The following is a 23,549-nucleotide window of genomic DNA, read 5'->3' as shown; positions in this document are numbered from 1 at the left end:
CCTGCGGAGGGAAACCCTCCCGCAGCACTGGTCTCACCGGACGCGCAAACTTTTCGCAAAATGAAAGATATTTTCAGTTGGTAATTTAAACCCCAACTGAAACTGAAGCAAGATCGCGAACCCCCTATCTCGTCAAAATTTAGGTAAAAAACGGTAATTTTTGAGATTTTGCTGAGTTAACTTCAACAGACTTGCATATTTACATATTAATACTCGAAAAGCAAGCCTTGTATTCTGATTCTTAAGTTTTATAAAAACTACCCTTGATTTTCTGAATAAATTGTGCGAGTCTTAAGAAACAGAAAAATACTGTAAACTGACGAACAAACCGTATATAATGGTAGTGTAGATGCTAGTACAACAAAAACTTACGTTAATAAGTTGTTCTTATTGCCATAATTGCTCTTAACAATTAGTTTTTTCATTGTGTTATTGTCCAAGTTTTTCTCTGGTACGTAAGAAGCGAATATTGAGGCGAGGAATTCAATGAGGCAGAGTTCATCTACTATTAATATTGATGTTGATCCCAATTTACAGACAGATGTTCTAGTTATTGGCGGTGGTCCGGCTGGTACTTGGGCTGCTTGGAGTGCTGCATCTGCTGGTGCGAGAGTTGTTTTGGTAGATAAGGGTTACTGCGGTACCAGTGGATGTGCAGCAGCATCGGGTAATGGTGTGTGGTATGTACCACCAGAACCCGAAAGTAGAGAAGCTGCGATCGCGAGTCGAGAAGCTTTGGGGGGATTTCTCTCTAACCGTGACTGGATGCAGCAAGTATTGAATCAAACTTACACAAACGTCAACCTATTAGCAAAGTGGGGTTATCCCTTTCCTGTTGATCAACAGCAAAAATCCTATCGGCGGAGTCTACAGGGACCCGAATATATGCGCCTGATGCGCAAGCAAATTAAACGGGCGGGGGTAACAATATTAGATCATAGTCCCGCCTTGCAACTATTGGTAGACGCAGAAGGTGCTGTTGCTGGGGCAACGGGGGTTAACCGTCAGACTGGCAAGCAATGGGTTGTGCGTGCAGGTGGAGTAATCATTGCGACTGGTGGCTGTGCTTTTTTAAGCAAGGCACTCGGTTGCAATGTGTTGACCGGGGATGGATACCTCATGGCAGCAGAAGCGGGTGTTGAGATGTCGGGGATGGAGTTTTCCAATGCCTACGGCATCTCTCCCGCCTTTTCCTCTGTCACCAAAACCCTGTTTTACAATTGGGCAACTTTTACTTACGAAGATGGCACACCAATACCTGGTGCGGGTTCGCAAAAAGGACGTTCGGTTATTGCTCAAACTTTGTTGACACAACCAGTTTACGCCATCTTGGATCAGGCGACTGAAGAAATGCAGGCACATATGCGGAAGGCACAGCCTAATTTCTTCTTACCTCTTGATCGCGCAGGTATCGATCCCTTTACCCAACGCTTCCCTGTTACTTTGCGCTTAGAAGGAACAGTGCGCGGTACGGGTGGCATTCGGATTGTCGATTTTACCTGCGCCACATCAGTTCAGGGACTTTATGCGGCTGGCGATGCTGCTACGCGAGAATTAATTTGTGGTGGGTTTACTGGTGGCGGTAGTCACAATGCAGCTTGGGCGATATCTTCTGGATACTGGGCTGGAAAATCTGCGGCTGAATATGCCCAGAAGTTCGCTGAGTGGGGAACACAGCGTTTTATTCAAGCAGTCGGTGAAGCGGGATTCACAAATGGTAGTCAACACCCTTCGGGTTCGTCAGTCACCTACGGCGGGAAACCCGCCTGCAGTGCTGCTCACCAAATCAACACCGAAGAAGTTATCCAAGCAACCCAGGCTGAAGTCTTCCCCTACGATCGCAATTATTTCCGCCGCGAAAAAGGCTTGACAGAATCATTGCACAGATTAAATCACCTCTGGAAAGAGATTCGCACTAGTCAAGTAGACACTCACAACATTGTCCGGGTGAGGGAAGCCGCTGCAATGGTAGCCACAGCCCGATGGATGTACAGCAGCGCCCTACAACGTAAAGAGACTCGCGGTATGCACAAACACTTAGACTATCCAGAGATGGATGCAAACCAACAACACTATTTAACCAGTGGTGGTTTGGATCAAGTCTGGGTGAAAGCAACACCTCTACACCAGACAAAAGTCAAAGTGAGTGCGGCTGCATAATCTCAGGATTTCAAACTCACGCAAAGAAGAAAGTCAATAAAGAGGCTTTTGCAAATCGCGTTTTCCCAAGATCTTATCCCCAATCCAAAATCGACATGATTGAGTTAGTGAGTGAGTCGCGGTGCATTGAATGTAATCTTTGCGTTAACGTTTGCCCGACAAACGTCTTTGACAAAGTGCCAGATGCACCACCTATTATTGCCAGACAGAGTGATTGTCAAACCTGTTTCATGTGCGAATTGTATTGTCCTGTCGATGCTTTGTATGTAGCACCGCAAGTTGAACCCCTGGAGTCAGTGGACGAAAAATCACTTAAAGAAACTGGACTTTTGGGCAGCTACCGCAATAACATCGGTTGGGGACGCGATCGCACTAACACAGCAAAACAAGATTCAACTCATCTAATACTTAAGCAGTTGAAGTAGCTTTCTCGCTTCTGTTTTATCTTCCTTAGTGAACTCTCAAAGTTCTGAGCGGAAACTTCCGCTCAGATTTTTCTCTTAATGGTTTTTCTTGCATCAGTCATGATGACAATGATTGGATTGTGCCACAACAGTAAAAGTGAACTTTAATTAGAGAAAGGGCACAAGGGATTTTTAGACTTTCTTGTGTGATCATATTACTCTTTGTCTGTTATGAAAGTTATTTTACCTGTAGAACTTGCTGATGATATTGAGCCATTGTTACCCTCAGATATTACATCTGTACGTGTAGATCCTGATGGTAATTTTGATGGTGATCCTAGTGGAGCAGAAGTTTATCTCAACGGATTCAGGGTGAAAAATACTACCCTGCACAAAGTTTTAGCAGCAGCACCTACAATTCGTTGGCAGCATACACCTAGTTCCGGTGTGAATCATATTCTCACACCCACATTTTTGTCACACGATATCATTCTTACCAATAGCTCAGGAGTTCATGCTATTCCAATAGCGGAATTTGTACTGAACTTCATGCTTTATCATGCCAAAAATGTCCGGGAATTGCAAGATTTACAAACTAATCACTACTGGAACAAGTGGTTAGAGTTACAGGAATTGTACGAGAAAACTTTACTTCTTATTGGAACAGGAAATATTGGTCAAGAAATTGCTCTCCGCGCTAAAGCTTTCGGAATGCAAATTTGGGGTAGTCGCCGAAATCCTGAACCATTAGCGAATTTCGATAAAATAGTCGGTGCGAATGAATGGAAAGCACTTCTTCCGGAAGCAGATTATATAGTCATTGCCACACCTTTAACACCGGAAACTAAAGGCTTGATTAATGCGGAGACATTACGGTTAATGCGTCCCACTGCCTATCTGATTAATATTGCTCGTGGTGCAATTGTAGATGAAAATGCCTTGCTGACTGCTCTACGTGAAGGTTGGATTGCTGGTGCTGGATTAGACATTTTTGAGTCAGAACCACTTCCACCAGAAAGTCCCTTTTGGTCTTTGCCCAATGCATTCATCACACCTCATTGTTCAGCACTGACACCACAAGTTCGTAGCCGCATTGTGAAGTTATTCATCGACAATTTGACAAGTTATCGGAACAAAGAAAAACTACGTAACGTTGTGAACAAAAATGTTGGTTACTAATGCAAGAAAGCTGAATTAGACTACTAATATCGTTTGGCGTCGGGCTATTAACAATTATCATGAAACTAATTATACCGATAGAAGCTGCTGATGAGCTTAAGCCGCATCTACCTACCGATACAACATTTGTTCGGGCAGATATTGATGGAAATCTGGACGGTGATGCTAAAGAAGCTGAAATATATTTCAGTTGGCTTTATTATCTTAAACCCACAACTTTGCATAAAGTCCTAGAATCTGCACCTGCACTGCGTTGGCATCATGCACCGAATGCGGGTGTAAATAATATCCTGACACAAAAATACCTAGAACGTGACATCATCCTGACTAACGGTGCAGGAGTTCATGCGATTCCCATTGCTGAATTTGTCATTGCTTATATGTTGTCTTATGCCAAGCAATTGCTAAAATTACACAAGCTACAAACTCAACAGCAATGGCAAAGAGACTTTCAAATTGAAGAACTGCAAGATAAGACATTATTAATTATTGGTACAGGGGGAATTGGGCAAGAAATTGCTGCCCGTGCCAAAGCTTTTGGGATGCGGATTTTTGGAAGCCGTCGTCACCCGCAACCATTAGCGAACTTTGACAAAGTAGTGGGTACAAATGAATGGAAAGCACTTCTTTCGGAAGCAGAATACGTAGTTATTGCTACACCACTCACAAAGGAAACCGAGGGCCTGATTAATGCAGAAGTACTGCAATCAATGCGTCCCGATGCTTATCTGATAAATATTGCTCGTGGCAAAATTGTGGATGAACCTGCACTGTTAAAAGCGTTGCAGGAAAGTTGGATTGCTGGTGCAGCTTTAGATGCAATGTTTACGGAACCACTGCCGCCAGACAGTCCATTTTGGACGTTACCGAATGTTTTTATTACACCCCACTGTTCTGCTCATTCATCCAAAGTAAAAGAGCGAACGCTTGCACTTTTCCTCGATAATTTAACACGCTATCGCCACGGAAAGCCCCTGCGAAATGTCGTGGATAAAAATGCTGGTTACTAATAATGACTATCTACAATTCCATTGGCAAAGTCTACTCTAATTCGCGTCTTCCTGATTTGAGAATTGTAAATTCTCTAATTGATTTACTCAACCTACCAAAGAAAAGTATTATTGCTGATATTGGTGCTGGAACAGGAGGTTATAGTCGAGCGAATCTCCTGCGGAGACGCTTCGCGAACGCTGAACGAGAATATTCAGTTTACGCTGTCGAACCTTCATCGGTAATGCGTTCTCAATCTGTCGAACATGCACAAAGGAGTTATCAGACTTAAAGAAGATTTGTCAACTGGAAAATGGAATGCGAAATATGGAGAAATCAGAAATTTATCAGAAATTGATGTCGGTTATCGCTTTTTGTGTGCGAGGAGGTGAATTTGACGACCGCCCAAGCTTGTTTTCTCTTCGTCGCTGCTGTGTTAGGTGGAACATTGACTTCTGTTGCTAGTGGTGGCGGCTTTCTTTTATTTCCAGCACTCATTTTTATTGGCTTACCGTCCATCAATGCGAATGCTACCAGTATGACAGCAGGATGGTTAGGATGCGCTGTGAGTGTTGCTGCTTATCGTCATGAGTTGAGCGGGCAGCAGCGTATCTCTCTTGTACTAGGCAGTATCAGCCTCGTGGGTGGAATGATTGGGGCTTTGTTACTACTTTACACCCCGACAGACATCTTTGATCGCCTCATTCCTTACCTTTTACTTTTATCTACACTTCTATTTACTTTCGGCGGAAAGATTACAACTTGGTTACATAGTGATTTAGAAGACTCTAGGCGATCGCTACTCACAGCCTCAGTCATCCAATTTTTTCTTGCCATTTATGGGGGATTTTACGGTGCAGGTGTCGCTATGTTGATGTTAGCGACGATGGAGATGTTAGGAATGAAAAATATTCACAAGATGAATGCCCTGAAGATGCTGTTGATGAGTTGTACAAGTGGCTTTGCTGTTGTCACCTATGTTATTGCCGGAGTCGTCGCATGGCAGCCAGCAGTTTTTATGATGTTAGGGACAGTGGTTGGCGGTTACGGTGGCGCATACTATGCCCGTAAACTTCAGCCCGATTTAGTGAAGCGTTTTATTATCATCGTGAGTTTTGCGATGACCTACTATTTTTTTATTCGTGCATATTATACACATTGAATCGAGCCAAAATGTCTAACCAACTTTACGATTCTATGAGAGAATCTCTACAACAGTCCTGCGGTTAGATGACACCTAAAGTTTTGATCAGACAACATAAATTCTCAGGAGCAATCCGTTCTCGTACACACGACTCAATTTAGTGAGATTTCACCCTTACCATGACAGATTTATTTACACCCCTAACAATTGGCGCAGTAACTTTTCGCAACCGCATCGCAGTTTCGCCAATGTGTCAATATTCCAGTACAGATGGTTATGCTAATGATTGGCATCTGATTCATCTGGCAAGTCGTGCTGTTGGTGGTGCGGGTTTAGTTTTCACTGAAGCAGCAGCCATCGAACCAAGAGGACGGATTAGTCCCCAAGATTTGGGTATCTGGTTGGATGAGCATATTGAGCCATTGGCAAAAATTGTTAGGGCAATTCATAACTTTGGGGCGATTGCAGGTATTCAACTTGCTCATGCTGGTAGGAAAGCCAGTACTGCACCACCTTGGGAAGGAGGACAAGTATTAGACACATCCAACGGTGGTTGGCATCCTGTACTTTCTAGTAGTGCTATTCCTTTTAGCGAAAACCACCCTATTCCCGAAGCATTAAACACAGAAGGCATCCAACAGATTATAAATGACTTCGTACAAGCGGCTCAACGTTCACAAGAAGCTGGGTTTAAAGTCATTGAAATCCATGCGGCTCATGGTTATCTCTTACACCAATTTCTCTCACCCCTCAGTAATAAACGCAACGATGAATATGGCGGTAGTTTTGAAAATCGCACTCGTTTGCTAAGAGAAGTCGTTCAAGCGGTGCGAGAAATCTTACCATCAGATTATCCCTTGTGGGTAAGAATTTCTGCAACAGATTGGGTAGAAAATGGCTGGGATATTGAGCAGAGTATCGCCTTAGCAGAGAAACTGAATTCATTAGGTGTAGATTTAATTGATACTTCTAGCGGTGGTTCTGTACCCAACGCCAAAATTCCCTTTGGCGCTGGTTATCAAACTGAGTTTGCTGCGAGAATCCGCCACGAGGCAAATATCCTCACAGGTGCTGTCGGTTTAATTACATCCCCAGAACAGGCTGATCAGATTATTCGTACAGGTCAGGCAGATATTGTTTTAATAGGACGAGAGATGCTACGCAATCCTTACTGGGCGTTATCTGCTGCCAAAAAACTGCGACAGGAAAAATTTTCACCTGTTCAGTACGAGCGAGCTTGGCTTTAATCGTGTCGTATCATATCATTTCCGCTTGCGTCGGAGTAATTCGATATTAAATCCCCCCGAAGTTTCCAAGGGCGCGAGAGCAGGTGCTACAAGTTGGCACAACGTTTCCCTTCGCACTGCCTTGCTCACCCGCGCACGGAACTTTTCTTCGGATTCCATCCGTGAGAATATTAAAGCTGAGCGATGGACATTGAGCGTAGTCGAGATGAGTCGAAGCTTTCTGACTACTGCGTTGTGCGTTGGTGCGTTCTTGTTAAGGTTTAGATTACAGTTTGATATGACTCCTGAGTTATGACTCCTTCTTCAAACTGTTTAAGCTCTTTTGTGACGTAATTTACGTACTGCTCACTATCATGCCGACTTAGAGCTAACCGATAACCACGTTCAGCTAAAGCATCAGCTTCTTGAGGGTTATTTAACAGATAGATGATAGCTTGTCTTAAGCCTTCAACATCTTGTGGCTTAACCATCATTACCGCATTAGTTCCTGCTATATATTGATCGAGTCCAAGAGTGCGAGTGACTATCACAGGACGCCTACACGCCATTGCTTCCATCAATGCCTGTATTCCTGCACCACAATTACTTTCAAAGACGCTAACCACAATAATATCTGCATTCTGATATAGCTGAACTAACTCCGGCCATTCGTAAAATTGGCGTGACATATTATCAGGTAATTTTTCAGGAAAAGCTCGTTTTAGTACAAGTGCATCGCTGGAGTAACCGCTGATTTTCACATCAACATCTAGATTTGCTGTTGCTTCCGCAAGAGTTTTGTAATCACGTTGTTCTAAGCCAACACTAGCGATCATTGGACGCGACTTTTTCGGTGAGACAGGCGAGGGTGCAAAGAATTTGAGATCGGTTTGCTCCCAAACAAACTGAACACGAGATGCAGGTAGATTTAAGTAATCGCGTAAAAAAGTCACTTGGTGGTTGCTACAGGCTAAAAACAAATCGATTTTGTTAGCCAAGTTAAATAACTTTAGTGCTAAGCGTCCACGAGGTCGATCAATATTGTGAAAAAACACTACAATTTTGGGACGGTTGCGCTTGAACCCACAAAGTGTTGCTAACTGAATACCTCCAGCCTCACTATTGCAGAATACTATGTCATCCGATTCAAGTCGAGATGATAAAGCACGTGCCATTGCCCAATGTTCTGGCGAACCTGCTATTTTGGAAAGAAGTTTGTCTGCAAAAGAACTTTGATATCCTTGTGGTGTATGAATGGTGGCATTCAGTCTTTGCTTAATGGTCCACATTACATGCCTAGGACGTTTATTGTTCTCGGCTTCGTGAGTAATTTTCTCAAGGTCAATAGAGTGATGGAGTACGATGTGATATTTCGTCATAAATATTACAGTAAAGATTAGCTTTCATGAAAGAAAAAGATGAAGCCAAGATGGTTATTCAACAAGGCTTTTTGACTTGAGCATTTGTAGCAGTTAGCTTCAGTTGATCAGTAACTTTACGTATCATATAAACAGCTTACACCGTTTGTCTATCAGATTTTTTGGAGTAATGAGACGGAAGCTGTTACCAGGGGTATAAAATCCTTGCCCAGACAGGTTTTTAGGGGCGTTAATGCTTTTTACTAATTTAAAAAGCTTAATACTAACAGAAGTTTTTCACCTGCCAGTTATCGTCAAAGAAGCGATAAAAATCAACCATGAAACGTGAAACCTTAGCAGAGTTAGTCGCCCGTACCGTGATTGAGTTTGAGGAACGCGAGACACAGCTACAGCAACAAGTCTCGCAGCTGCAACCGCAAAAGGGCAAAAAAACCAAACGCCGCAAGTCCAAAGCCGCTTAGTGCAAGTGCAATAATTCTACCGCAGTGACTGTGTTGGCATCTACCACTATTTTCTTGATGCACCCTTGAAGTAGAGCTTGTTTATCCTCCGATTTTAGCCCTTGCCAGTATCTGGAGTTTGTAAAAGCGCTGATAATCCGTTCTTTGGCGATTAAATATTGTTTAGAATTGTTGTCTGTTGTTGCGATCGCCGATGCAATCTGCATTCTAATATCAACTTTCGCTTTCTCAATTGCTGGATTTGATGGTAAAGCGTCTATTGTCTTTAAAGATGCTCGGAGTGTCTTAATCTCTGGAGGTTCCTCTGTTATTTTCACCTCTTGTTCTACTAAAGTCGCTAGACGTTCGGCTTCACGTACTAGATGCGAAATCACTTGCTTCTCCAGTTCATCAGAAGAAATCATTCGCTTGTTGTGACAAGCCCCTGTGCGGTAAAAACTGCATTGGTAGTGGTGTCTGACAAAATTCTTTTTCTTAACCAATTTCTTGCACTGGCGGCTGTAAGCAGCACCACAATGTGCACACTTAACTAGGTTTGCGAATGGGTTAGTGTATTTTTGCTCGGTCGCCCATCGATTTTTACGGTTACTCCTGATCATTGACTTAATGCGTTCGTGTTCTTCATGGGTAATAATCGCTTCGTCCTCATGAGTTCCCCATGTCACTTCCCATTCGTCGAATGGTTTCCTGTGTCCTTTGGGGCGAACCACAGTGTTGTAAAGCGTCCCCCCTGCGTAGACAGGATTTACGAGAATAGAACGCAATCCAGAAACAGACCATTTCAAACCTGTGTGGGGATACCGAAGATTTAGCCCATTACCACGGGATTTGTTGATATTTTCTAATATAATCTCATCCTCTTCTCCCAGCAGATTAATATCTTCGTTGCTGGGCTTCGGTAATGCATTTGCCTGAATACCAAAAACATCGTGCAATCGTCTAGTTGTCTGCGAAACTGAGCCTACATGTAGAAAAGTATCAAATACAAAGCGCATTAATTGCGATCGCGTGAACTCAACTTTATTCTCAATCAAACAAACACACGGGCGATCATCTCGTTTATATCTATCCCCATCAACCACATACCCCAGCGGTGCATTCCAGTGGGGTTTCTTATTTGCTTTGCGGGTATCGCGCTCTTTCTTAACTCGCATCCCCAGCATTTTCACCTCATATTTGGATGCAGCCAGTCTCACATCGATTGTTAACTCACCCCCAATACTCGACATGTCGAACGGTTCGTCCAGAGCAATCGGTTGTATACCTTTGTTGTTCAACGCATCAATCAAACGATAAAAGATGATTGATGATGATGTTAAACGATCAATCCGAATAAATAGCAACTTCGACACTTTCCCTGGTGCAGATGCGTTGATATCCGAAATCAACTGCAAAAGTCCTTTGCGCTTATCACTAGTACGACTTTCCACGTCGTAATATATCTGTGTAGCCCCAGCACTACGCAACCGACGCATTTGTTTGATTAACGCGCCCTCATCTTCATTTTGTTCATCCGTCGAAACCCTAGCATAAGCCCAAATGTCCATAGAGCAAACCATCGAAGCGATATTTTGATTTTACCTGATAGTCAACGCATTGGTTCTCTGTTGTTCACCGAGCCTGTAGACTTACTCATCGGTAATACCTACGGTAAGTACCTGTGGCGCGATTGCAAGGTTCCCCTCGTGAGAATTGGCTATCCCATCATGGATCGTCACCACCTGCACCGCTACTCCACCATCGGTTATCAAGGTGTGATCAACCTGCTTAACTGGGTTGTGAATACAATCTTCGAGGATATCGATCAACACACCAACATTCCTTCTAAGACAGATATTTCCTACGACTTGATTCGTTAGGAATTACATTCACCTGCGACGTGCTAACAAAGGAAAAGGAAAAGGCAGAAGGATGAAGGCATTGGTTAGTGGTTAGTAGTTAGTAGTTAGCGGTTATTTTTGATTAAAAAGAACTAACAATTAACAACTAAAAACTAAAATGAGCCCACGAGCAATCCCTCATCTCTCTACCCAATTCCTTTTACCTTTTTCTTGAGTTATGGAGTAATTTAATATGAAAACTATAACTCACACTCATCATCACCAGAATCACCATTCACCTACTTCAAAAAAATCAGGTTCATTTGAGATTTTATATCCTTTGCGCCGTCTGGTGGATGGAATTCAAGTAAAAAATGCTCGACTGGCTCATCTTATTTGCCAAATAATTCCTTGCTGTTGCCCCTTTGAACGAAGTATTAAATTATTTGGACATACCTTCCATATTCCTCCACTGTGTAAACTCAATCCCTTGTACGACAATTTTGTAGGATTGCGTTTTCGAGCATTATCTTATCTAACTGATGAGTGTGGAGAGGATGTTACGAAATATATTTGCTAGTCATGATTTGTTCGTTAGTGGTTAGTGCCAAAAGAACAAATGACAACTAACAGCTAATAATTCATGTCCTCTATCCTGTACGAATAAATGAAAATCACCCAAAATAAAATTAACGAGTTGCTCACTCAGCCTGGGTGTGAACACAATAAAAGCAAGCATGGAGACAAGAAAAACAAGTCTTGCACGCAGCAACCCAAGCCTGGGGCTGCTCAAGGGGGTTGTGCCTTTGATGGTGCAATGATTGCTCTAGTACCCATTACGGATGCTGCTCATTTAGTCCACGGACCGATCGCCTGTTCTGGTAACTCTTGGGGAAGTCGTGGTAGTCTTTCCTCTGGTCCTATGCTGTACAAAACAGGCTTTACCACTGATTTGGATGAAACCGATGTCATCTTTGGTGGCGAAAAAAAGCTGTACAAAGCAATTCTAGAAGTCGAAAATCGCTACAAACCAACTGCAGTTTTTGTCTACTCCACCTGTGTCACCGCCTTAATTGGTGATGATATAGATGCCGTTTGTAAAGCTGCTGCCAAGAAAACAGGAACTCCTGTTATCCCTGTCAATGCACCAGGATTCATCGGTAGTAAGAATTTTGGTAACCGCCTTGCTGGTGAAGCTTTGCTTGATTACGTTGTGGGTACAGCCGAACCTGAATTCACCACACCCTATGACATTAACCTCATCGGTGAGTACAATGTTGCCGGGGAAATGTGGAATGTTGTGCGACTGTTTGAGAAATTAGGTATTCGAGTTTTGGCGAAAATGACAGGTGATGGTCGTTACAACGAAATCTGTTACGCTCACCGTGCCAAGCTCAACGTGATCATTTGCTCAAAAGCGCTGCTTAATATGGCGACAAAGATGGAAGAGCGCTATGGCATCCCCTACATTGAAGAGTCTTTCTACGGTGTAGAAGACATGAACCGTTGTCTGCGGAACGTTGCTGCAAAGTTAGGTGATCCCGATTTGCAAGAGCGTACAGAAAAGCTGATTGCTGAAGAAACTGCTGCTTTGGATGTCGCTTTGGCTCCTTATCGCGAGAAACTCAAAGGCAAACGCGTTGTTCTTTATACAGGTGGTGTTAAGAGTTGGTCGATTATCTCGGCAGCTAAGGACTTGGGGATGGAAGTTGTTGCTACCAGTACACGAAAGAGTACTGAGGAAGACAAAGCCCGAATCAAGAAGTTGCTCGGTCAGGATGGCATCATGCTAGAACAAGAAAGTCCTAAAGAGCTGCTGCGGATCATCAAGGAAAAGAACGCTGATATGTTGATTGCTGGAGGTCGTAATCAATACACCGCTTTGAAAGCTCGGATTCCTTTCCTACACATCAACCAAGAACGCCATCATCCGTATGCAGGCTATGAAGGAATGCTGGAAATGGCACGAGAACTGTACGAAGCTGTTTATAGCCCAGTTTGGGAGCAAGTACGCAAACCCGCACCGTGGGAAGTTGCTGAATCTCTTGAACAAGCAGTTTCTTCCTCATCTCTTCTACAGGAGGTGCATTGATGGCGATCGTGACTGTGACAAACTCATCAGTTGCTGTTAATTCTTTCAAGCTGAGTCAACCTTTGGGTGCTGCTTTGGCTTTGTTGGGCTTGAAGGGAATGATACCTCTATTCCACGGTTCCCAAGGCTGTACTGCTTTTGCCAAATCCATGTTGGTGAAGCATTTTTGTGAGTCGATTCCCCTTTCTACCACAGCGATGACGGAAGTGAGCACTATCTTGGGTGGGGAAGAGAATGTAGAACAAGCTATTGTTACCTTAGCTGAGAGGTCAAAGCCAGAAATCATTGGTTTGTGTACCACTGCACTGACGGAAACTAGAGGCGATGATATGCCGCGATTTCTTAAGGAAGTTCGCGATCGCCACCCAGAACTAGATCATCTACCAATTGTTTTAGTCTCGTCTCCTGATTTTAAGGGCACATTGCAGGATGGGTATGCCGCTGCTGTTGAAAGCATCGTTAAGCAAATTGCCCAAAAAAGCGACAAGCAAGATCCTTCTCCCACACAAGTCGTGATTTTGCCGAGTTCTGCTTTCACGCCTGGAGATGTGGAGGAGATAAAAGAGATTATCACGGCTTTTGGATTGAAGCCGATTGTCGTTCCTGATCTTTCTGCTTCACTAGATGGTCACTTAGAAGATTCTTACAGTGCTATAACAGCATGTGGGACAAGTCTAACAGAACTGGGCGAGATTGGTAATTCTGTATTCACCTTAGCTTTCGGTGAGAGTATGCGGAGTGCGGCGCAAATCTTACATGAGCGTTTTGGCATTCCCTATGAGGTGTTTGGTGAACTGACTGGATTAGAACCAGTAGATAATTTCTTGCAAGCATTGGCAGACCTGAGTGGTACCAGTGTACCAGAGAAATACCGCCGCCAGCGCCGTCAGTTGCAAGATGCCATGCTCGACACTCACTTTTATTTTGGGTGCAAACGAGTGTCTCTAGCGCTGGAACCAGATTTACTCTGGTCAACAGTTTGTTTTCTAAGATCAATGGGTGCTGAAATTCATGCAGCGGTGACGACGACTCGCTCCCCCTTGTTAGAAAAACTTCCTATCAGTAGTGTCACCATTGGTGATTTGGAAGACTTCGAGCAACTCGCACCTACCTCTGACCTGCTCATTGGTAACTCCCACACAGTTGCTGTCGCAAATCGATTAGGAATTCCTCTTTATCGTCAAGGCTTTCCTATTTTTGACCGCGTGGGTAATGGTCTGTTTACTAAAGTTGGCTACCGAGGTACAATGCAGGTTTTGTTTGATATTGGGAACATTTTCTTGCAGGCTGAGGAAGCAAGGATTCAGCACTCTGGAAGTTTTAATGTTTTGAGTTCCGAAATTTAACTTGTAAATAAATTATGAGTTATGAATTATGAGTTGTCGTAAATGCTTTTTTACTACTCATAACTCATCACTCATAACTTGATGAGAGGAGAATTAAGCATGAAGATTGCCTTTACAACAAGTGATAAAGTTCATATCAATGCTCATTTCGGCTCGGCGAAAGAAATTGATGTGTATGAAATTTCTGACAAAGGTTACGAGTTTTTAGAAACTCTTTCTTTTGACGGTGACCTGAAACAAGATGGTAATGAGGATAAGGTAACACCCAAACTTGAGGCACTAGCTGACTGCAAAATTGTTTATGTTGCAGCAATTGGAGGTAGTGCCGCAGCTCGGTTAATTAAGAAGGGTGTAACTCCAGTCAAGGCGCGTTCTGAAGAAGAAGAGATTGCTGAGATTCTCAACAAATTAGTGCAAACTCTTAAGGGTAATCCTCCGCCTTGGCTGCGTAAAGCCTTACAGGCAAAACCCCAAAGTTTTGAAGACGAATTGGAAGAGGAAGCAACCGTATGAGTTTCACTAATAATGTTAACGGAACACGCCCAACAGAAACCATTAACTCACCTTTTCTCAAGGCGATCGTGCAACAGTTCCGGGGTCAAGATAGTTACGGGACTTATCGTAGTTGGTCGGATGATTTGCTGCTCAAACCATTTATTGTCAGCAAACAAAAGAAGCGAGAAATTTCGATTGAGGGTGAAGTTGACCTGATGACTCAGGCACGAATTATGACATTTTATCGTGCTGTCGCTGCCTGCATCGAAAAGGAAACGGGTCTTTTATCTCAAGTTGTGGTTGATTTAAGCCATGAAGGATTTGGCTGGGCACTCGTTTTTTCTGGTCGTCTTTTGTTAGTTGCAAAGTCTTTAAGGGATGCACATCGCTTTGGCTTTGACTCGTTGGAAAAATTAGCAGAAGAGGGAGAAAAGTTTGTACAAACTGGCGTCAGTTTGGCTCAGCGTTTCCCGGAAGTCGGTAAAATTTAAAACAATCATGAATAATGAAGAGTCAAAGAATTCTTCTCTTCATTTTTGAGGCAATAAAGAGGTGTTGATGGCACAAGCTGAAGAAACATCTACTATTGAGGAACTGAAAACTCAGATAAAACGCCTGAATAGTAAAGCAGGTCAAATGAAAATGGATCTGCACGATTTGGCAGAGGGATTACCAACAGATTATCAACAACTGATGGATGTTGCTTCCCAAACTTATGAAATTTATCGTCAGTTAGACGAACTTAAGCAACACCTAAAAAAGCTGGAGCAGGAAAAATGACCTGGGATTATGATAAATTCAAAAAACTTGAAGATGCAGAGGAGTATTTAGAGTTTTTTCAACTCCCCTACGATCAAAAGTTCGTGAATGTCAATCGTCTACATATTTTGAAAAAGTTTTCTCAATTTCTTAAGGAAATTGATGAAAATTATACTGATCTCAGTATTTCAGATAGATTAAGTAAATATCGCGAAGCTCTGGAACAAGCCTATCAGGTATTTCTTGAATCAACACCCCAAGAACAAAAGCTGTTCAAAGTGTTTAACCAGAAGCCGAAAAATGTAGTCACGCTGACAGAAATCACATCAGATTAGGAGGTATAAAATGGTAGACCTAACGCCTACCGAGTTGGAACGCTACCGTCGTCAAATGATGCTTCCTAATTTTGGCGAAACAGCACAGAAGCGCCTCAAGTCAGCGACGGTTCTGGTTACGGGTGTAGGAGGATTAGGCGGTACGGCGGCGCTATACCTTGCAGTAGCTGGCGTTGGGCGGCTGATTTTAGTCCGGGGTGGTGACTTGCGGCTTGATGACATGAATCGTCAGATCCTGATGACGCACGATTGGGTGGACAAGCCAAGGGTGTTCAAAGCAAAAGAAACTCTCCAAGCCATCAATCCTGATGTCCAAGTGGAAGCAGTTCATGAATATGTCACCCCGGAAAATGTAGACTCCTTAGTGCAATCAGCTGACATGGCTCTTGACTGCGCTCATAATTTTACGGAGCGCGATCTGTTAAATGAAGCTTGCGTACGCTGGCGTAAGCCTATGGTGGAAGCAGCAATGGACGGGATGGAGGCTTACTTGACGACAATTATTCCTGGTGTGACTCCTTGTTTATCTTGCTTATTTCCGGAAAAACCTGATTGGGATAGGCGTGGCTTTTCTGTTCTGGGTGCTGTTTCTGGAACACTAGCTTGTCTGACTGCATTGGAGGCGATTAAGCTCATCACTGGGTTTAGTCAACCTCTGTTATCGCAGCTTTTGACAATTGATCTAACCCGGATGGAATTTGTTAAGCGCCGTTCTTACCGCGATCGCTCTTGTCCTGTATGCGGTAACAGCGCGCCTTGGAGATACTCGCAATCTCAAGTCATGGAAACCACCAGTGTTGCAAACAAATAATTGTTATGTTGGTGTCTTCATTCATTGCTTTGGGGTTTGCCATAGCTTCGTTTCAAGTCAGTGCAAAAATCGTAAATCAGATCTGGCAACTGTTAGCAACATTAATTGCCTTATTTTGCCTGGGTGTAAGCTTCATTTTTTCACCTGTGCCAAAATGAAAGCGCTGATTGCTATGGCTGTACTCATCACCACTGAACAAATTCACACCTTAAATCACAACAACAACTAATTTTTGCTAATTAGGAGGATTGATGACGGTTACTTTGACGGAAAAAGCAGAATTTCGTCTGCGGACATTGCTGCGGGGTGCGACCTCCGAAACCAATACACCAGCTAAAGGTATCCGCATCTCTGTCAAAGATGGTGGTTGCAGTGGCTATGAGTATGGCATGGAAGTCATAAGTCAGCCCCAACCAGATGATTTAGTCAGCGAGCAAGGCAAGGTGCTTGTTTATGTTGATGCCAAAAGTGCCCCCTTGCTAGAAGGGTTGGTTATCGATTTTATCGAGGGAGTGATGGAAAGCGGGTTTAAATTCATCAACCCCAAAGCTACTGATACCTGCGGTTGTGGAAAGTCATTTAGAACCGCTGACTGTTCTTCCGCAGGTACACCTTGTAGCTAAACCAAGTCAAAGTAAAAAGTGATTTTTACTTTTGACTTTTATAGCCCTACAACGCCAGGTGCCTCAAGTCGGGGAACCCGCCCACGGCACTGGCTCCCCTTACCCCCTTACACCCCTAATTATTGACTTTCTTACACCCTTGAAGTCATAAAACCGAACTGTACCGCGTGTGAGAAGAATCAAAAAATGGCAACATACCAAGTTAGATTAATCAACAAGAAAGAAGATCTAGATACCACGATTGAAGTTGATGAAGAGACAACTATTCTAGATGCAGCTGAAGAAAACGGTATAGATTTGCCTTTTTCTTGTAAGTCAGGTGCTTGCTCTAGCTGTGTCGGAAAAGTTGTTGAAGGTACAATTGATCAATCAGATCAAAGCTTTTTAGATGACGAACAAATGTCTAAAGGTTTTGCTCTACTTTGTGTGACTTATCCACGTTCTGATTGCACGATTAAGACTAACCAAGAACCATACTTGGTCTAGTTCATATCTTGTTGCAGTCTTTTCAACCGTAAGGAAATCAATTTCCTTATTTCTGTAGAGACGTAGAATACTACGTCTCTCAAACCTTCAAACAAAGCGACTATAGCAATATTAAATCATTTGTGATCAACAAGATTCCCGATTTCTCTAAGGAGTCGGGAATCTGAATATTAGGATTTAATTTATTAATGTTTTCTAAATTTCATGTTAAAGGTTCCTCACTAGAATTGCTCAAAAAAGGAGAACGAGGAATCATCAAGTTCTGCAACATTAAGGACGAAAAATCTCTCCAAGAACTGATATCAATGGGGATAACACCAGGAACTTTCATCACTGTAGAACAGCACTTTCCTTGTTTTGTCATCAGAGTAGGAGAAAGACAATTGACACTAACTCGGGAATTTGCTCAAAGAATTTATGTCCGCATTGATGATGAGTGAACAAATGAGGAATTCGTCGCATCATGATTGAGAACACCGCCACACGCCACCATCAAAACTTTCTACAAGTCATTCACAGTTACTATCAACTCACAAAGCCTCGGATTATCCCCCTCCTCCTCATGACAACAGCGAGTAGTATGTGGATTGCATCTGAGGGAAACGTCAACCCAGTATTGCTGCTTGTCACTGTTTGTGGTGGTACTTTTGCTGCTGCAAGTGCCCAGACTATTAATTGTATCTATGACCGCGACATTGATGACCAAATGGAACGTACACGCCACCGACCTTTGGTTTCTGGTCGTGTGCAGCCGTCGCATGCTTTAATATTTGCGATCGCACTTGCTTGTCTTTCCTTCACCCTACTTGCTGTGTTTGTCAACCTGCTGAGTGCCCTACTAACAATGTCTGGTATTGTTTTTTATGTGGGCGTCTACACTCACTTACTCAAACGCCATAATCCTGCAAATATCGTCATTGGTGGTGCTGCTGGGGGAATCCCGGCGTTGGTAGGTTGGGCTGCGGTAACAGATACTTTAAGCTGGGCAGCATGGCTGCTATTTGCAATTGTCTTTTTATGGACACCTCCCCATTTCTGGGCTTTAGCATTGATGATCCGTGATGATTATGCCAAAGTTGGTGTACCAATGCTTCCTGTTGTTGCTGGTAATGTTGCTGCGACTCGCCAGATTTGGGTGTACTCTTTGGTTCTTATCCCCACTACATTTTTACTCTCCTATCCGCTTCACGTCACAGGTGCTGTTTACACCTGCATCGCCCTTATACTGGGAACTTTTTTCATCAAAAAAGCTTGGGTGCTATTGCACAATCCAGATGATAAACAACTAGCACGTTCTCTATTTCTCTACTCAATTTTCTATATGATGTTGCTCTGCGCTGCAATGGTGGTTGATAGTTTGTCTTTCACTCATCAACTCATAAAAGCAATTTTAGATTTGATACTTTAGATAGTAAATCACACAGAAAAAAGAAAAAGGAAAAAGATAAAATAGACTTTACCTTTTTCCTTAAAAATTTACCTACTTGCTCATCTCACATCCAAAATCAAACTGAGAATTTGATTGCTCCAGATATTGAGGTTGCAGGAGAAAGCCAGCTACTGTCTCTTGCAACTTCAACTATCATGTTCATATTAGCCTTCTCAAAAAAATCTTGTCTTCAGTAAAATTACTAGTAACTTGATAACCTATATAACATATGAATTGTTATCAAGATTGAGTGGAAAGAGGACAAAGCTTTTTAGGTTCCTAGAAAATCATTAGTTAACGGCAATTCTCGTATCTGTGATCTTAATCACTGCTTAAGCTTGCCAACTTCTGTTTTTTACACGTTTAAACTCAACCCTTGGGGAGCCAGTGAGTTATACGATTTCACGATCGGGCCTGATACAAATGATTGGTCTCTAATTCTTTCCCCCTGCTCGGGTGCTATCTATTTGTATCAACCTTAAAGTGAAACGGTATTACTCCGGTTCCCTTTCGTGCATGCAAACTACAGCCGCTTTGGACGCCAAGAAACAGAGAGAAGAGTTTTACAAATCACTTAAGATTGCTATAGTATTGTTTCAATCAAAGAGCAGATGATTTCTAGATAACATCTACTTCTATTTTTATGGGTTAGTGGTTCAAATTCCAAACTTGTATATACTATGTCAGATTTAAATAATTACAAGGCTGAAAGTAAAGTTTTTGAGCGCGATTGGTCTGCATATTATAACGCTGTTATAGGTCGTCCACCACGGGATACCTTACTTGAAGCTTTAGCACGTTTTGACGCTGAAAGTCTTAACCAACAAGAAACACCTGTCCAACAATCACGGTTTGCAGTTGATTTGGGCTGCGGCGAAGGGCGAGATACAGTAGAACTATGACGTGGAGGTTGGCGAGTCTTGGCTCTTGATGGTGAAGCTGAAGCGATCGCGCGTTTACTAGAACGTCCAGATATTAATCGTCAATTTTTAGAAACCCGCGTTGTTCTTTTTCAAGATGTAATGCTACCAGAATCAGTAGATTTAGTAAACGCCAGCTTTTCACTACCATTTTGTCCACCGGAGTCTTTCCCTAGCTTATGGGAGAAAATTATTTCATCATTACGTTCTGGTGGTCGTTTCTGTGGACAATTGTTTGGGAGGCGTGATTCTTGGGCAATTTATACTTCCAAGAATTCTCATACACGTCAGCAAGTAGAAACGTTACTGCAACGTTTTGAAATAGAAATGTTACAGGAAGAAGAGCATCCTGGAAAAACAGCTATAGGAGAAGAGAAACATTGGCATATTTTTCATATTGTTGCTTGAAAGAAGTAAGGTTTTTGATCATAAAACCTTGGCAAGGTAAATCAGTAGGTACTGTCTACCCATTCATCATGAGATAGACAGTACCCACCATATGCTTATTGCTGATTAACGTCCTGAGCCAGAAGTTCCTCGGCTAGGAGTAGTTGTACCATTCGTTCCTGAACCAGAAGTTCCTGAACCAGAAGTTCCTGAGCCAGGAGTGGTTGTACCAGAAGTTCCTGAGCCAGAAGTTCCTGAGCTAGAAGTTCCCGATCCTCCTGCCATATTCTGTGCCATTTGTTGGTGATCAGCAACGATTGGAGCAATCTTATTTGCAAACGCACTCAAATCTGGGTCTTGTCCCTGGCTGAGGTAATTTTGGTAATTAGCCAAAGTTTTGGTATGAGCTTGAACCTGCCCTTGCATATATGCTTGGTCAAAATTTGTACCATTTAGCTTGGTCAATTTCGTCAATAAAGCTTTGTTTTCCTGACCAATATCTTTTGGTAGTGTAAAACTCTTTTTCTTAGCTATCTGCTTCAGTTGTTGGCTCGAATCTGTATGTTCTTTAATCATGCGCTGTGCAAAATCTTTCACCTCTTTGTTTTGAGACCGCTTGAGCGCCAGTTGACTTGTCTGGATCTCTGTTTGGTCACTTTGCGCCGCCTTAGTCATAAATTCCTTATCTAAAGCAGTGAGCGAACCATTAGGAGTTGTGGTACGAGGAGAAGACGTAGTACTACCAGAAGGACTCGTTGTCTGTTGCGTATTTTGGGAAACAAGAGACTCATTAGAACTGTTAGAAGAACTAGAGTTGATATTGGCTTGTACCATTCCTGGAAAAACAATGAAGGTACTTATACCAGCAACTCCTACAAAACCGCCAACAAATTTTTTCATTAATCGTTTGTGATTGTACATGATATTTATTTGAGGTCTCTATTGCTTATGATGAAAAGATAACTACTGTGATTGGTTAAAACTTCTACCTTAGGAATATCCTCACCTTCCATCTATAGAGATAGTTTGTAACTATTGCAAAATGTTTTCCTCAGCAATCAATGTCAATCATTCTATTCATTTATCTAGTTAACTCGGTCTAGATTTTTTGAAAATAATTATCAAGATAGGTTTTATTAGCGATGAATTAATACTACTGCTCATCTTGACATTTTATAGGTTTATAGGCAATAGTAGATGGTTTTTATCATCTACTATTTGCGACTAACTGCTACTACTCATTCATGAATTTCTTGATTCTGGTTTGCAGATTGAAAATTGATATAATAATCGTATCATTGGATTCATTTTTTTAATTCTTTGCGTTTATTATAAATCTAGTTGGGAATAGAAATGAAGGAGTGTGAGGTATTCCTTTTTAGATAACGGAGATCATCTAGGTGCTATTGCCGCTTCAACTTATCTACACAATAGAGACTTACAATTATTTTGATGTTGATAAACTCGCTCTCAATGGCGATTTAGGCATTGAGAATAAAGAGTTCTGACTGCTTATGCCATCTCTTATGAATTTCAAGACAAGAAAGTCAGACGTTTAAGGCTGAAAGTGCCTTTCGTTCTTAGAACAGATTATTTTGAAGCTCATCAATTGATTGAAGATGGCTATAAAGCAACTGTACTCCGAGTTTGCAAAAACAACTAGAGTATCCGCAATTTGACTTATACCAGGGAAGATTTTACCAAACTGTTTGGAACAGACGTGAAATCAGGCGTTTTCAGAAAAAAGTTATCTCTGCAAAAATTTTCTGGAATATCTTACACTCAGTAGAAAAATCAATACCAACAGAGAAATTTGAGGAGATAGAGATTTATTCGGTTCTTCACTGAATGAAAGGAATATTGCCTGGTTTATATTAACGAAAGCGTTTGGAAAAAGCAGGTGATTTTAGTCACAAGGTCACTGACTTGTGTCTGAATCAAGCTTTTGCTAGAGATAGTGCTGTCATTTTATTTTTTATTTCCAACTACAAAAACTATCTAACTGTAATCCAATTTGCTAGTTTTTTAGGACAAAGTATGTATCTATTCAACAGCTATTGGAATATTCAGTGTAGTGGTATTGGTGCTTTCTATGATGACGAAAATCAAGAATTTTTAGAAATAAAGACGTACTTTATGTATGCAATGGTCATTGAAAAATAGTGAGAGGAATTGAGAGACAAGGAGATGAAGAGGAAGCATTTTTTTCACGAAGAAGATTCACACCCTGTCCAACTGACATCAGCGGATATTATGCTGCGACAGCAACTTGAATATTCTATCAGCAGATACTTCTATGAAGGGTGCGATCGCAACATCCAAGATTTATTGTCTAATTGTCGGTGGTACGTCACCACCGACGTGAGTACTTTGACTTTAGTCATTGAATGTCCAGATCAAGTGACAAATTGGCGTGTGTTACAGAAACTGGTAACGATGGCTGCATTGCTACAGCAAATAGTCAGCAGTGCAAAAATTCGCGTCTGTCCTCCCAAAAGTCAAGGAATGCCTTTTGAAATGAGAGTAGATGAACTATCAGTCTACCGAGATTTGGCTTAAGATGGCTGTGATTGCCTAGCCTACATTAATGGTATCCGTCAAATGCAAGGTCTCGATCCTCAAAGCAGGATAGAAGCAAGCGAAGCCAATAAGCATGAAAGAGCCAGGTAGTTATCTTATCTGGCTCTTTTATGTAGCAAAAAAACAATCAAGCGAATTCCAAGTTCGGCAACAATCTAGAGCCTACCAAGATTATGTAGCCCTAAAATAATACCAGTACCTATAACATGACCAAAGGCAGTAGTTGCCAAAAGTGCAGGTAAACCCAAACCACCAAACAAGTTGGGTGAAGGTAGTTCTGGACCAACGCTTTGATACTTAATGGTAGATTTGCCGAAGGCAATGGCAGCAATGTTGCTCAGGATCATAATGATTCCAACTACAGGAGACCATTGCAAGGGTGTTGTAGCGAAAGTGGCTGCTAGTAAAGTAGATGTTAACAACTGACTTTCTCCTTAAAATTGTTAATGAGCAAAATCGAAGATATTCATGTAAATTTAATTATCAAAAAATTGAATCCGGTGTTTGTTTGTGAATTAATAAT

29 protein-coding genes are annotated in these 23,549 nt (G+C 42.2%); 25 read left to right on the top strand and 4 right to left on the bottom strand.

The window, feature by feature from the left end; translation table 11 throughout:
* Nucleotides 1-486: 486 nt before the first annotated feature.
* The 7 genes from DP116_RS00140 (at nucleotide 487) to DP116_RS00110 (ending at nucleotide 7,124) form a co-directional block, all read left to right on the top strand.
* On the top strand, nucleotides 487-2,160 hold the full coding sequence (locus tag DP116_RS00140) for an FAD-dependent oxidoreductase (RefSeq protein ID WP_169153232.1): 1,674 nt from the start codon (nucleotides 487-489) through the stop codon (nucleotides 2,158-2,160).
* Between the two features lie 95 nt (nucleotides 2,161-2,255).
* Complete coding sequence (locus tag DP116_RS00135) at nucleotides 2,256-2,585, top strand: 4Fe-4S binding protein (protein WP_169153231.1); 330 nt, start codon at nucleotides 2,256-2,258, stop codon at nucleotides 2,583-2,585.
* A gap of 210 nt (nucleotides 2,586-2,795) precedes the next feature.
* Entirely contained in the window at nucleotides 2,796-3,743 is a 948-nt protein-coding gene (locus DP116_RS00130; RefSeq protein ID WP_169153230.1) for a D-2-hydroxyacid dehydrogenase, read from the top strand.
* A 59-nt stretch (nucleotides 3,744-3,802) separates the two neighbouring features.
* Nucleotides 3,803-4,753 carry a D-2-hydroxyacid dehydrogenase gene (locus DP116_RS00125; RefSeq protein WP_169153229.1) on the top strand — a complete coding sequence of 317 codons (951 nt, stop codon included), beginning with the start codon at nucleotides 3,803-3,805 and terminating at the stop codon, nucleotides 4,751-4,753.
* A gap of 2 nt (nucleotides 4,754-4,755) precedes the next feature.
* On the top strand, nucleotides 4,756-5,025 hold the full coding sequence (locus tag DP116_RS00120; RefSeq protein WP_169153228.1) for a class I SAM-dependent methyltransferase: 270 nt from the start codon (nucleotides 4,756-4,758) through the stop codon (nucleotides 5,023-5,025).
* Between the two features lie 102 nt (nucleotides 5,026-5,127).
* Nucleotides 5,128-5,895 carry a sulfite exporter TauE/SafE family protein gene (locus DP116_RS00115; RefSeq protein ID WP_169153227.1) on the top strand — a complete coding sequence of 256 codons (768 nt, stop codon included), beginning with the start codon at nucleotides 5,128-5,130 and terminating at the stop codon, nucleotides 5,893-5,895.
* Nucleotides 5,896-6,056: 161 nt separating this feature from the next.
* A complete protein-coding gene (locus DP116_RS00110) occupies nucleotides 6,057-7,124 on the top strand; it encodes an NADH:flavin oxidoreductase/NADH oxidase (protein ID WP_169153226.1) in 1,068 nt (355 codons plus the stop codon).
* 260 nt (nucleotides 7,125-7,384) lie between these two features.
* On the opposite strand, the gene DP116_RS00105 is transcribed toward DP116_RS00110, so the two are convergent.
* Entirely contained in the window at nucleotides 7,385-8,392 is a 1,008-nt protein-coding gene (locus tag DP116_RS00105; RefSeq protein ID WP_211172989.1) for a glycosyltransferase family 4 protein, read from the bottom strand.
* A gap of 407 nt (nucleotides 8,393-8,799) precedes the next feature.
* On the opposite strand from DP116_RS00105, the gene DP116_RS00100 reads away from it, so the two are divergent.
* On the top strand, nucleotides 8,800-8,943 hold the full coding sequence (locus DP116_RS00100; protein WP_169153224.1) for a hypothetical protein: 144 nt from the start codon (nucleotides 8,800-8,802) through the stop codon (nucleotides 8,941-8,943).
* Here DP116_RS00100 and xisF read toward each other — a convergent pair.
* On the bottom strand, nucleotides 8,940-10,490 hold the full coding sequence (gene xisF / locus DP116_RS00095; protein ID WP_169153223.1) for a fdxN element excision recombinase XisF: 1,551 nt from the start codon (nucleotides 10,488-10,490) through the stop codon (nucleotides 8,940-8,942). The genes DP116_RS00100 and xisF overlap by 4 nt on opposite strands.
* Between xisF and DP116_RS00090 the strand changes: the two genes are divergently transcribed.
* The 15 genes from DP116_RS00090 (at nucleotide 10,449) to DP116_RS28835 (ending at nucleotide 20,467) form a co-directional block, all read left to right on the top strand.
* On the top strand, nucleotides 10,449-10,802 hold the full coding sequence (locus tag DP116_RS00090; RefSeq protein WP_281357326.1) for a nitrogenase component 1: 354 nt from the start codon (nucleotides 10,449-10,451) through the stop codon (nucleotides 10,800-10,802). The two genes, xisF and DP116_RS00090, sit on opposite strands and share 42 nt — an antisense overlap.
* Nucleotides 10,803-11,016: 214 nt before the next feature.
* Nucleotides 11,017-11,343 (top strand): Mo-dependent nitrogenase C-terminal domain-containing protein, encoded by a 327-nt coding sequence (locus DP116_RS00085; RefSeq protein ID WP_169153222.1) that lies wholly within the window; start codon nucleotides 11,017-11,019, stop codon nucleotides 11,341-11,343.
* Nucleotides 11,344-11,430: 87 nt separating this feature from the next.
* Nucleotides 11,431-12,855, top strand: a complete 1,425-nt coding sequence (gene nifE, locus DP116_RS00080; RefSeq protein WP_169153221.1) for a nitrogenase iron-molybdenum cofactor biosynthesis protein NifE — start codon at nucleotides 11,431-11,433, stop codon at nucleotides 12,853-12,855.
* Nucleotides 12,855-14,201 (top strand): nitrogenase iron-molybdenum cofactor biosynthesis protein NifN, encoded by a 1,347-nt coding sequence (gene nifN / locus DP116_RS00075; protein ID WP_169153220.1) that lies wholly within the window; start codon nucleotides 12,855-12,857, stop codon nucleotides 14,199-14,201. The genes nifE and nifN overlap by 1 nt, the downstream gene beginning before the upstream one ends.
* Before the next feature lie 99 nt (nucleotides 14,202-14,300).
* Nucleotides 14,301-14,714, top strand: coding sequence for a nitrogen fixation protein NifX (nifX, locus tag DP116_RS00070; protein ID WP_169153219.1), 414 nt, complete (start codon nucleotides 14,301-14,303; stop codon nucleotides 14,712-14,714).
* Nucleotides 14,711-15,187: a NifX-associated nitrogen fixation protein gene (locus DP116_RS00065; RefSeq protein WP_169153218.1), complete on the top strand. Its 477-nt coding sequence runs from the start codon at nucleotides 14,711-14,713 to the stop codon at nucleotides 15,185-15,187. The genes nifX and DP116_RS00065 overlap by 4 nt, the downstream gene beginning before the upstream one ends.
* Before the next feature lie 67 nt (nucleotides 15,188-15,254).
* On the top strand, nucleotides 15,255-15,476 hold the full coding sequence (locus DP116_RS00060; RefSeq protein WP_169153217.1) for a CCE_0567 family metalloprotein: 222 nt from the start codon (nucleotides 15,255-15,257) through the stop codon (nucleotides 15,474-15,476).
* Nucleotides 15,473-15,790 (top strand): nitrogenase-stabilizing/protective protein NifW, encoded by a 318-nt coding sequence (gene nifW / locus DP116_RS00055; RefSeq protein ID WP_169153216.1) that lies wholly within the window; start codon nucleotides 15,473-15,475, stop codon nucleotides 15,788-15,790. The genes DP116_RS00060 and nifW overlap by 4 nt, the downstream gene beginning before the upstream one ends.
* 10 nt (nucleotides 15,791-15,800) lie before the next feature.
* The gene (locus tag DP116_RS00050) at nucleotides 15,801-16,601 is read left to right on the top strand and encodes a HesA/MoeB/ThiF family protein (protein WP_169153215.1); all 801 of its coding nucleotides are present in this window, start codon (nucleotides 15,801-15,803) and stop codon (nucleotides 16,599-16,601) included.
* Nucleotides 16,602-16,852: 251 nt separating this feature from the next.
* Nucleotides 16,853-17,224 (top strand): HesB/IscA family protein, encoded by a 372-nt coding sequence (locus tag DP116_RS00045; RefSeq protein WP_169153214.1) that lies wholly within the window; start codon nucleotides 16,853-16,855, stop codon nucleotides 17,222-17,224.
* A 186-nt stretch (nucleotides 17,225-17,410) separates the two neighbouring features.
* Nucleotides 17,411-17,710 carry a 2Fe-2S iron-sulfur cluster-binding protein gene (locus DP116_RS00040; RefSeq protein WP_169153213.1) on the top strand — a complete coding sequence of 100 codons (300 nt, stop codon included), beginning with the start codon at nucleotides 17,411-17,413 and terminating at the stop codon, nucleotides 17,708-17,710.
* 188 nt (nucleotides 17,711-17,898) lie between these two features.
* Nucleotides 17,899-18,150 (top strand): FeoA family protein, encoded by a 252-nt coding sequence (locus DP116_RS00035; protein ID WP_169153212.1) that lies wholly within the window; start codon nucleotides 17,899-17,901, stop codon nucleotides 18,148-18,150.
* A gap of 23 nt (nucleotides 18,151-18,173) precedes the next feature.
* Nucleotides 18,174-19,118 carry a heme o synthase gene (locus tag DP116_RS00030; protein WP_169153211.1) on the top strand — a complete coding sequence of 315 codons (945 nt, stop codon included), beginning with the start codon at nucleotides 18,174-18,176 and terminating at the stop codon, nucleotides 19,116-19,118.
* Between the two features lie 701 nt (nucleotides 19,119-19,819).
* Nucleotides 19,820-20,041 carry a hypothetical protein gene (locus DP116_RS28840; protein ID WP_246275417.1) on the top strand — a complete coding sequence of 74 codons (222 nt, stop codon included), beginning with the start codon at nucleotides 19,820-19,822 and terminating at the stop codon, nucleotides 20,039-20,041.
* A gap of 18 nt (nucleotides 20,042-20,059) precedes the next feature.
* Complete coding sequence (locus DP116_RS28835) at nucleotides 20,060-20,467, top strand: class I SAM-dependent methyltransferase (RefSeq protein WP_246275416.1); 408 nt, start codon at nucleotides 20,060-20,062, stop codon at nucleotides 20,465-20,467.
* A 105-nt stretch (nucleotides 20,468-20,572) separates the two neighbouring features.
* Here DP116_RS28835 and DP116_RS00020 read toward each other — a convergent pair whose 3' ends face one another.
* A complete protein-coding gene (locus DP116_RS00020; RefSeq protein ID WP_246275415.1) occupies nucleotides 20,573-21,367 on the bottom strand; it encodes a DUF4142 domain-containing protein in 795 nt (264 codons plus the stop codon).
* Nucleotides 21,368-22,333: 966 nt separating this feature from the next.
* On the opposite strand from DP116_RS00020, the gene DP116_RS28405 reads away from it, so the two are divergent.
* Nucleotides 22,334-22,609 (top strand): nitroreductase family protein, encoded by a 276-nt coding sequence (locus DP116_RS28405; RefSeq protein ID WP_211172988.1) that lies wholly within the window; start codon nucleotides 22,334-22,336, stop codon nucleotides 22,607-22,609.
* 24 nt (nucleotides 22,610-22,633) lie between these two features.
* Nucleotides 22,634-23,005 (top strand): hypothetical protein, encoded by a 372-nt coding sequence (locus DP116_RS00010; protein ID WP_169153210.1) that lies wholly within the window; start codon nucleotides 22,634-22,636, stop codon nucleotides 23,003-23,005.
* 176 nt (nucleotides 23,006-23,181) lie between these two features.
* Here DP116_RS00010 and psaK read toward each other — a convergent pair whose 3' ends face one another.
* Nucleotides 23,182-23,448, bottom strand: a complete 267-nt coding sequence (gene psaK / locus DP116_RS00005) for a photosystem I reaction center subunit PsaK (RefSeq protein ID WP_169153209.1) — start codon at nucleotides 23,446-23,448, stop codon at nucleotides 23,182-23,184.
* Between the last annotated feature and the right edge of the window lie 101 nt (nucleotides 23,449-23,549).

Origin of the sequence: Brasilonema bromeliae SPC951 (assembly GCF_012912135.1) — a bacterium.
Lineage (GTDB): Bacteria > Cyanobacteriota > Cyanobacteriia > Cyanobacteriales > Nostocaceae > Brasilonema > Brasilonema bromeliae.
Note: the sequence above shows the minus strand (reverse complement) of the source record. Positions and strands in the feature narration are given on the sequence as shown.

Coding starts and splice junctions, on each gene's coding strand:
- DP116_RS00140 (WP_169153232.1), top strand. CDS start 487: ATGAGGCAGAGTTCATCTACTATTAATATTGATGTTGATCCCAATTTA.
- DP116_RS00135 (WP_169153231.1), top strand. CDS start 2,256: ATGATTGAGTTAGTGAGTGAGTCGCGGTGCATTGAATGTAATCTTTGC.
- DP116_RS00130 (WP_169153230.1), top strand. CDS start 2,796: ATGAAAGTTATTTTACCTGTAGAACTTGCTGATGATATTGAGCCATTG.
- DP116_RS00125 (WP_169153229.1), top strand. CDS start 3,803: ATGAAACTAATTATACCGATAGAAGCTGCTGATGAGCTTAAGCCGCAT.
- DP116_RS00120 (WP_169153228.1), top strand. CDS start 4,756: ATGACTATCTACAATTCCATTGGCAAAGTCTACTCTAATTCGCGTCTT.
- DP116_RS00110 (WP_169153226.1), top strand. CDS start 6,057: ATGACAGATTTATTTACACCCCTAACAATTGGCGCAGTAACTTTTCGC.
- DP116_RS00105 (WP_211172989.1), bottom strand. CDS start 8,392: ATGTGGACCATTAAGCAAAGACTGAATGCCACCATTCATACACCACAA.
- DP116_RS00100 (WP_169153224.1), top strand. CDS start 8,800: ATGAAACGTGAAACCTTAGCAGAGTTAGTCGCCCGTACCGTGATTGAG.
- xisF (WP_169153223.1), bottom strand. CDS start 10,490: ATGGACATTTGGGCTTATGCTAGGGTTTCGACGGATGAACAAAATGAA.
- DP116_RS00085 (WP_169153222.1), top strand. CDS start 11,017: ATGAAAACTATAACTCACACTCATCATCACCAGAATCACCATTCACCT.
- nifE (WP_169153221.1), top strand. CDS start 11,431: ATGAAAATCACCCAAAATAAAATTAACGAGTTGCTCACTCAGCCTGGG.
- nifN (WP_169153220.1), top strand. CDS start 12,855: ATGGCGATCGTGACTGTGACAAACTCATCAGTTGCTGTTAATTCTTTC.
- nifX (WP_169153219.1), top strand. CDS start 14,301: ATGAAGATTGCCTTTACAACAAGTGATAAAGTTCATATCAATGCTCAT.
- DP116_RS00065 (WP_169153218.1), top strand. CDS start 14,711: ATGAGTTTCACTAATAATGTTAACGGAACACGCCCAACAGAAACCATT.
- DP116_RS00060 (WP_169153217.1), top strand. CDS start 15,255: ATGGCACAAGCTGAAGAAACATCTACTATTGAGGAACTGAAAACTCAG.
- nifW (WP_169153216.1), top strand. CDS start 15,473: ATGACCTGGGATTATGATAAATTCAAAAAACTTGAAGATGCAGAGGAG.
- DP116_RS00050 (WP_169153215.1), top strand. CDS start 15,801: ATGGTAGACCTAACGCCTACCGAGTTGGAACGCTACCGTCGTCAAATG.
- DP116_RS00045 (WP_169153214.1), top strand. CDS start 16,853: ATGACGGTTACTTTGACGGAAAAAGCAGAATTTCGTCTGCGGACATTG.
- DP116_RS00040 (WP_169153213.1), top strand. CDS start 17,411: ATGGCAACATACCAAGTTAGATTAATCAACAAGAAAGAAGATCTAGAT.
- DP116_RS00035 (WP_169153212.1), top strand. CDS start 17,899: ATGTTTTCTAAATTTCATGTTAAAGGTTCCTCACTAGAATTGCTCAAA.
- DP116_RS00030 (WP_169153211.1), top strand. CDS start 18,174: ATGATTGAGAACACCGCCACACGCCACCATCAAAACTTTCTACAAGTC.
- DP116_RS28840 (WP_246275417.1), top strand. CDS start 19,820: ATGTCAGATTTAAATAATTACAAGGCTGAAAGTAAAGTTTTTGAGCGC.
- DP116_RS00020 (WP_246275415.1), bottom strand. CDS start 21,367: ATGTACAATCACAAACGATTAATGAAAAAATTTGTTGGCGGTTTTGTA.
- DP116_RS00010 (WP_169153210.1), top strand. CDS start 22,634: ATGAAGAGGAAGCATTTTTTTCACGAAGAAGATTCACACCCTGTCCAA.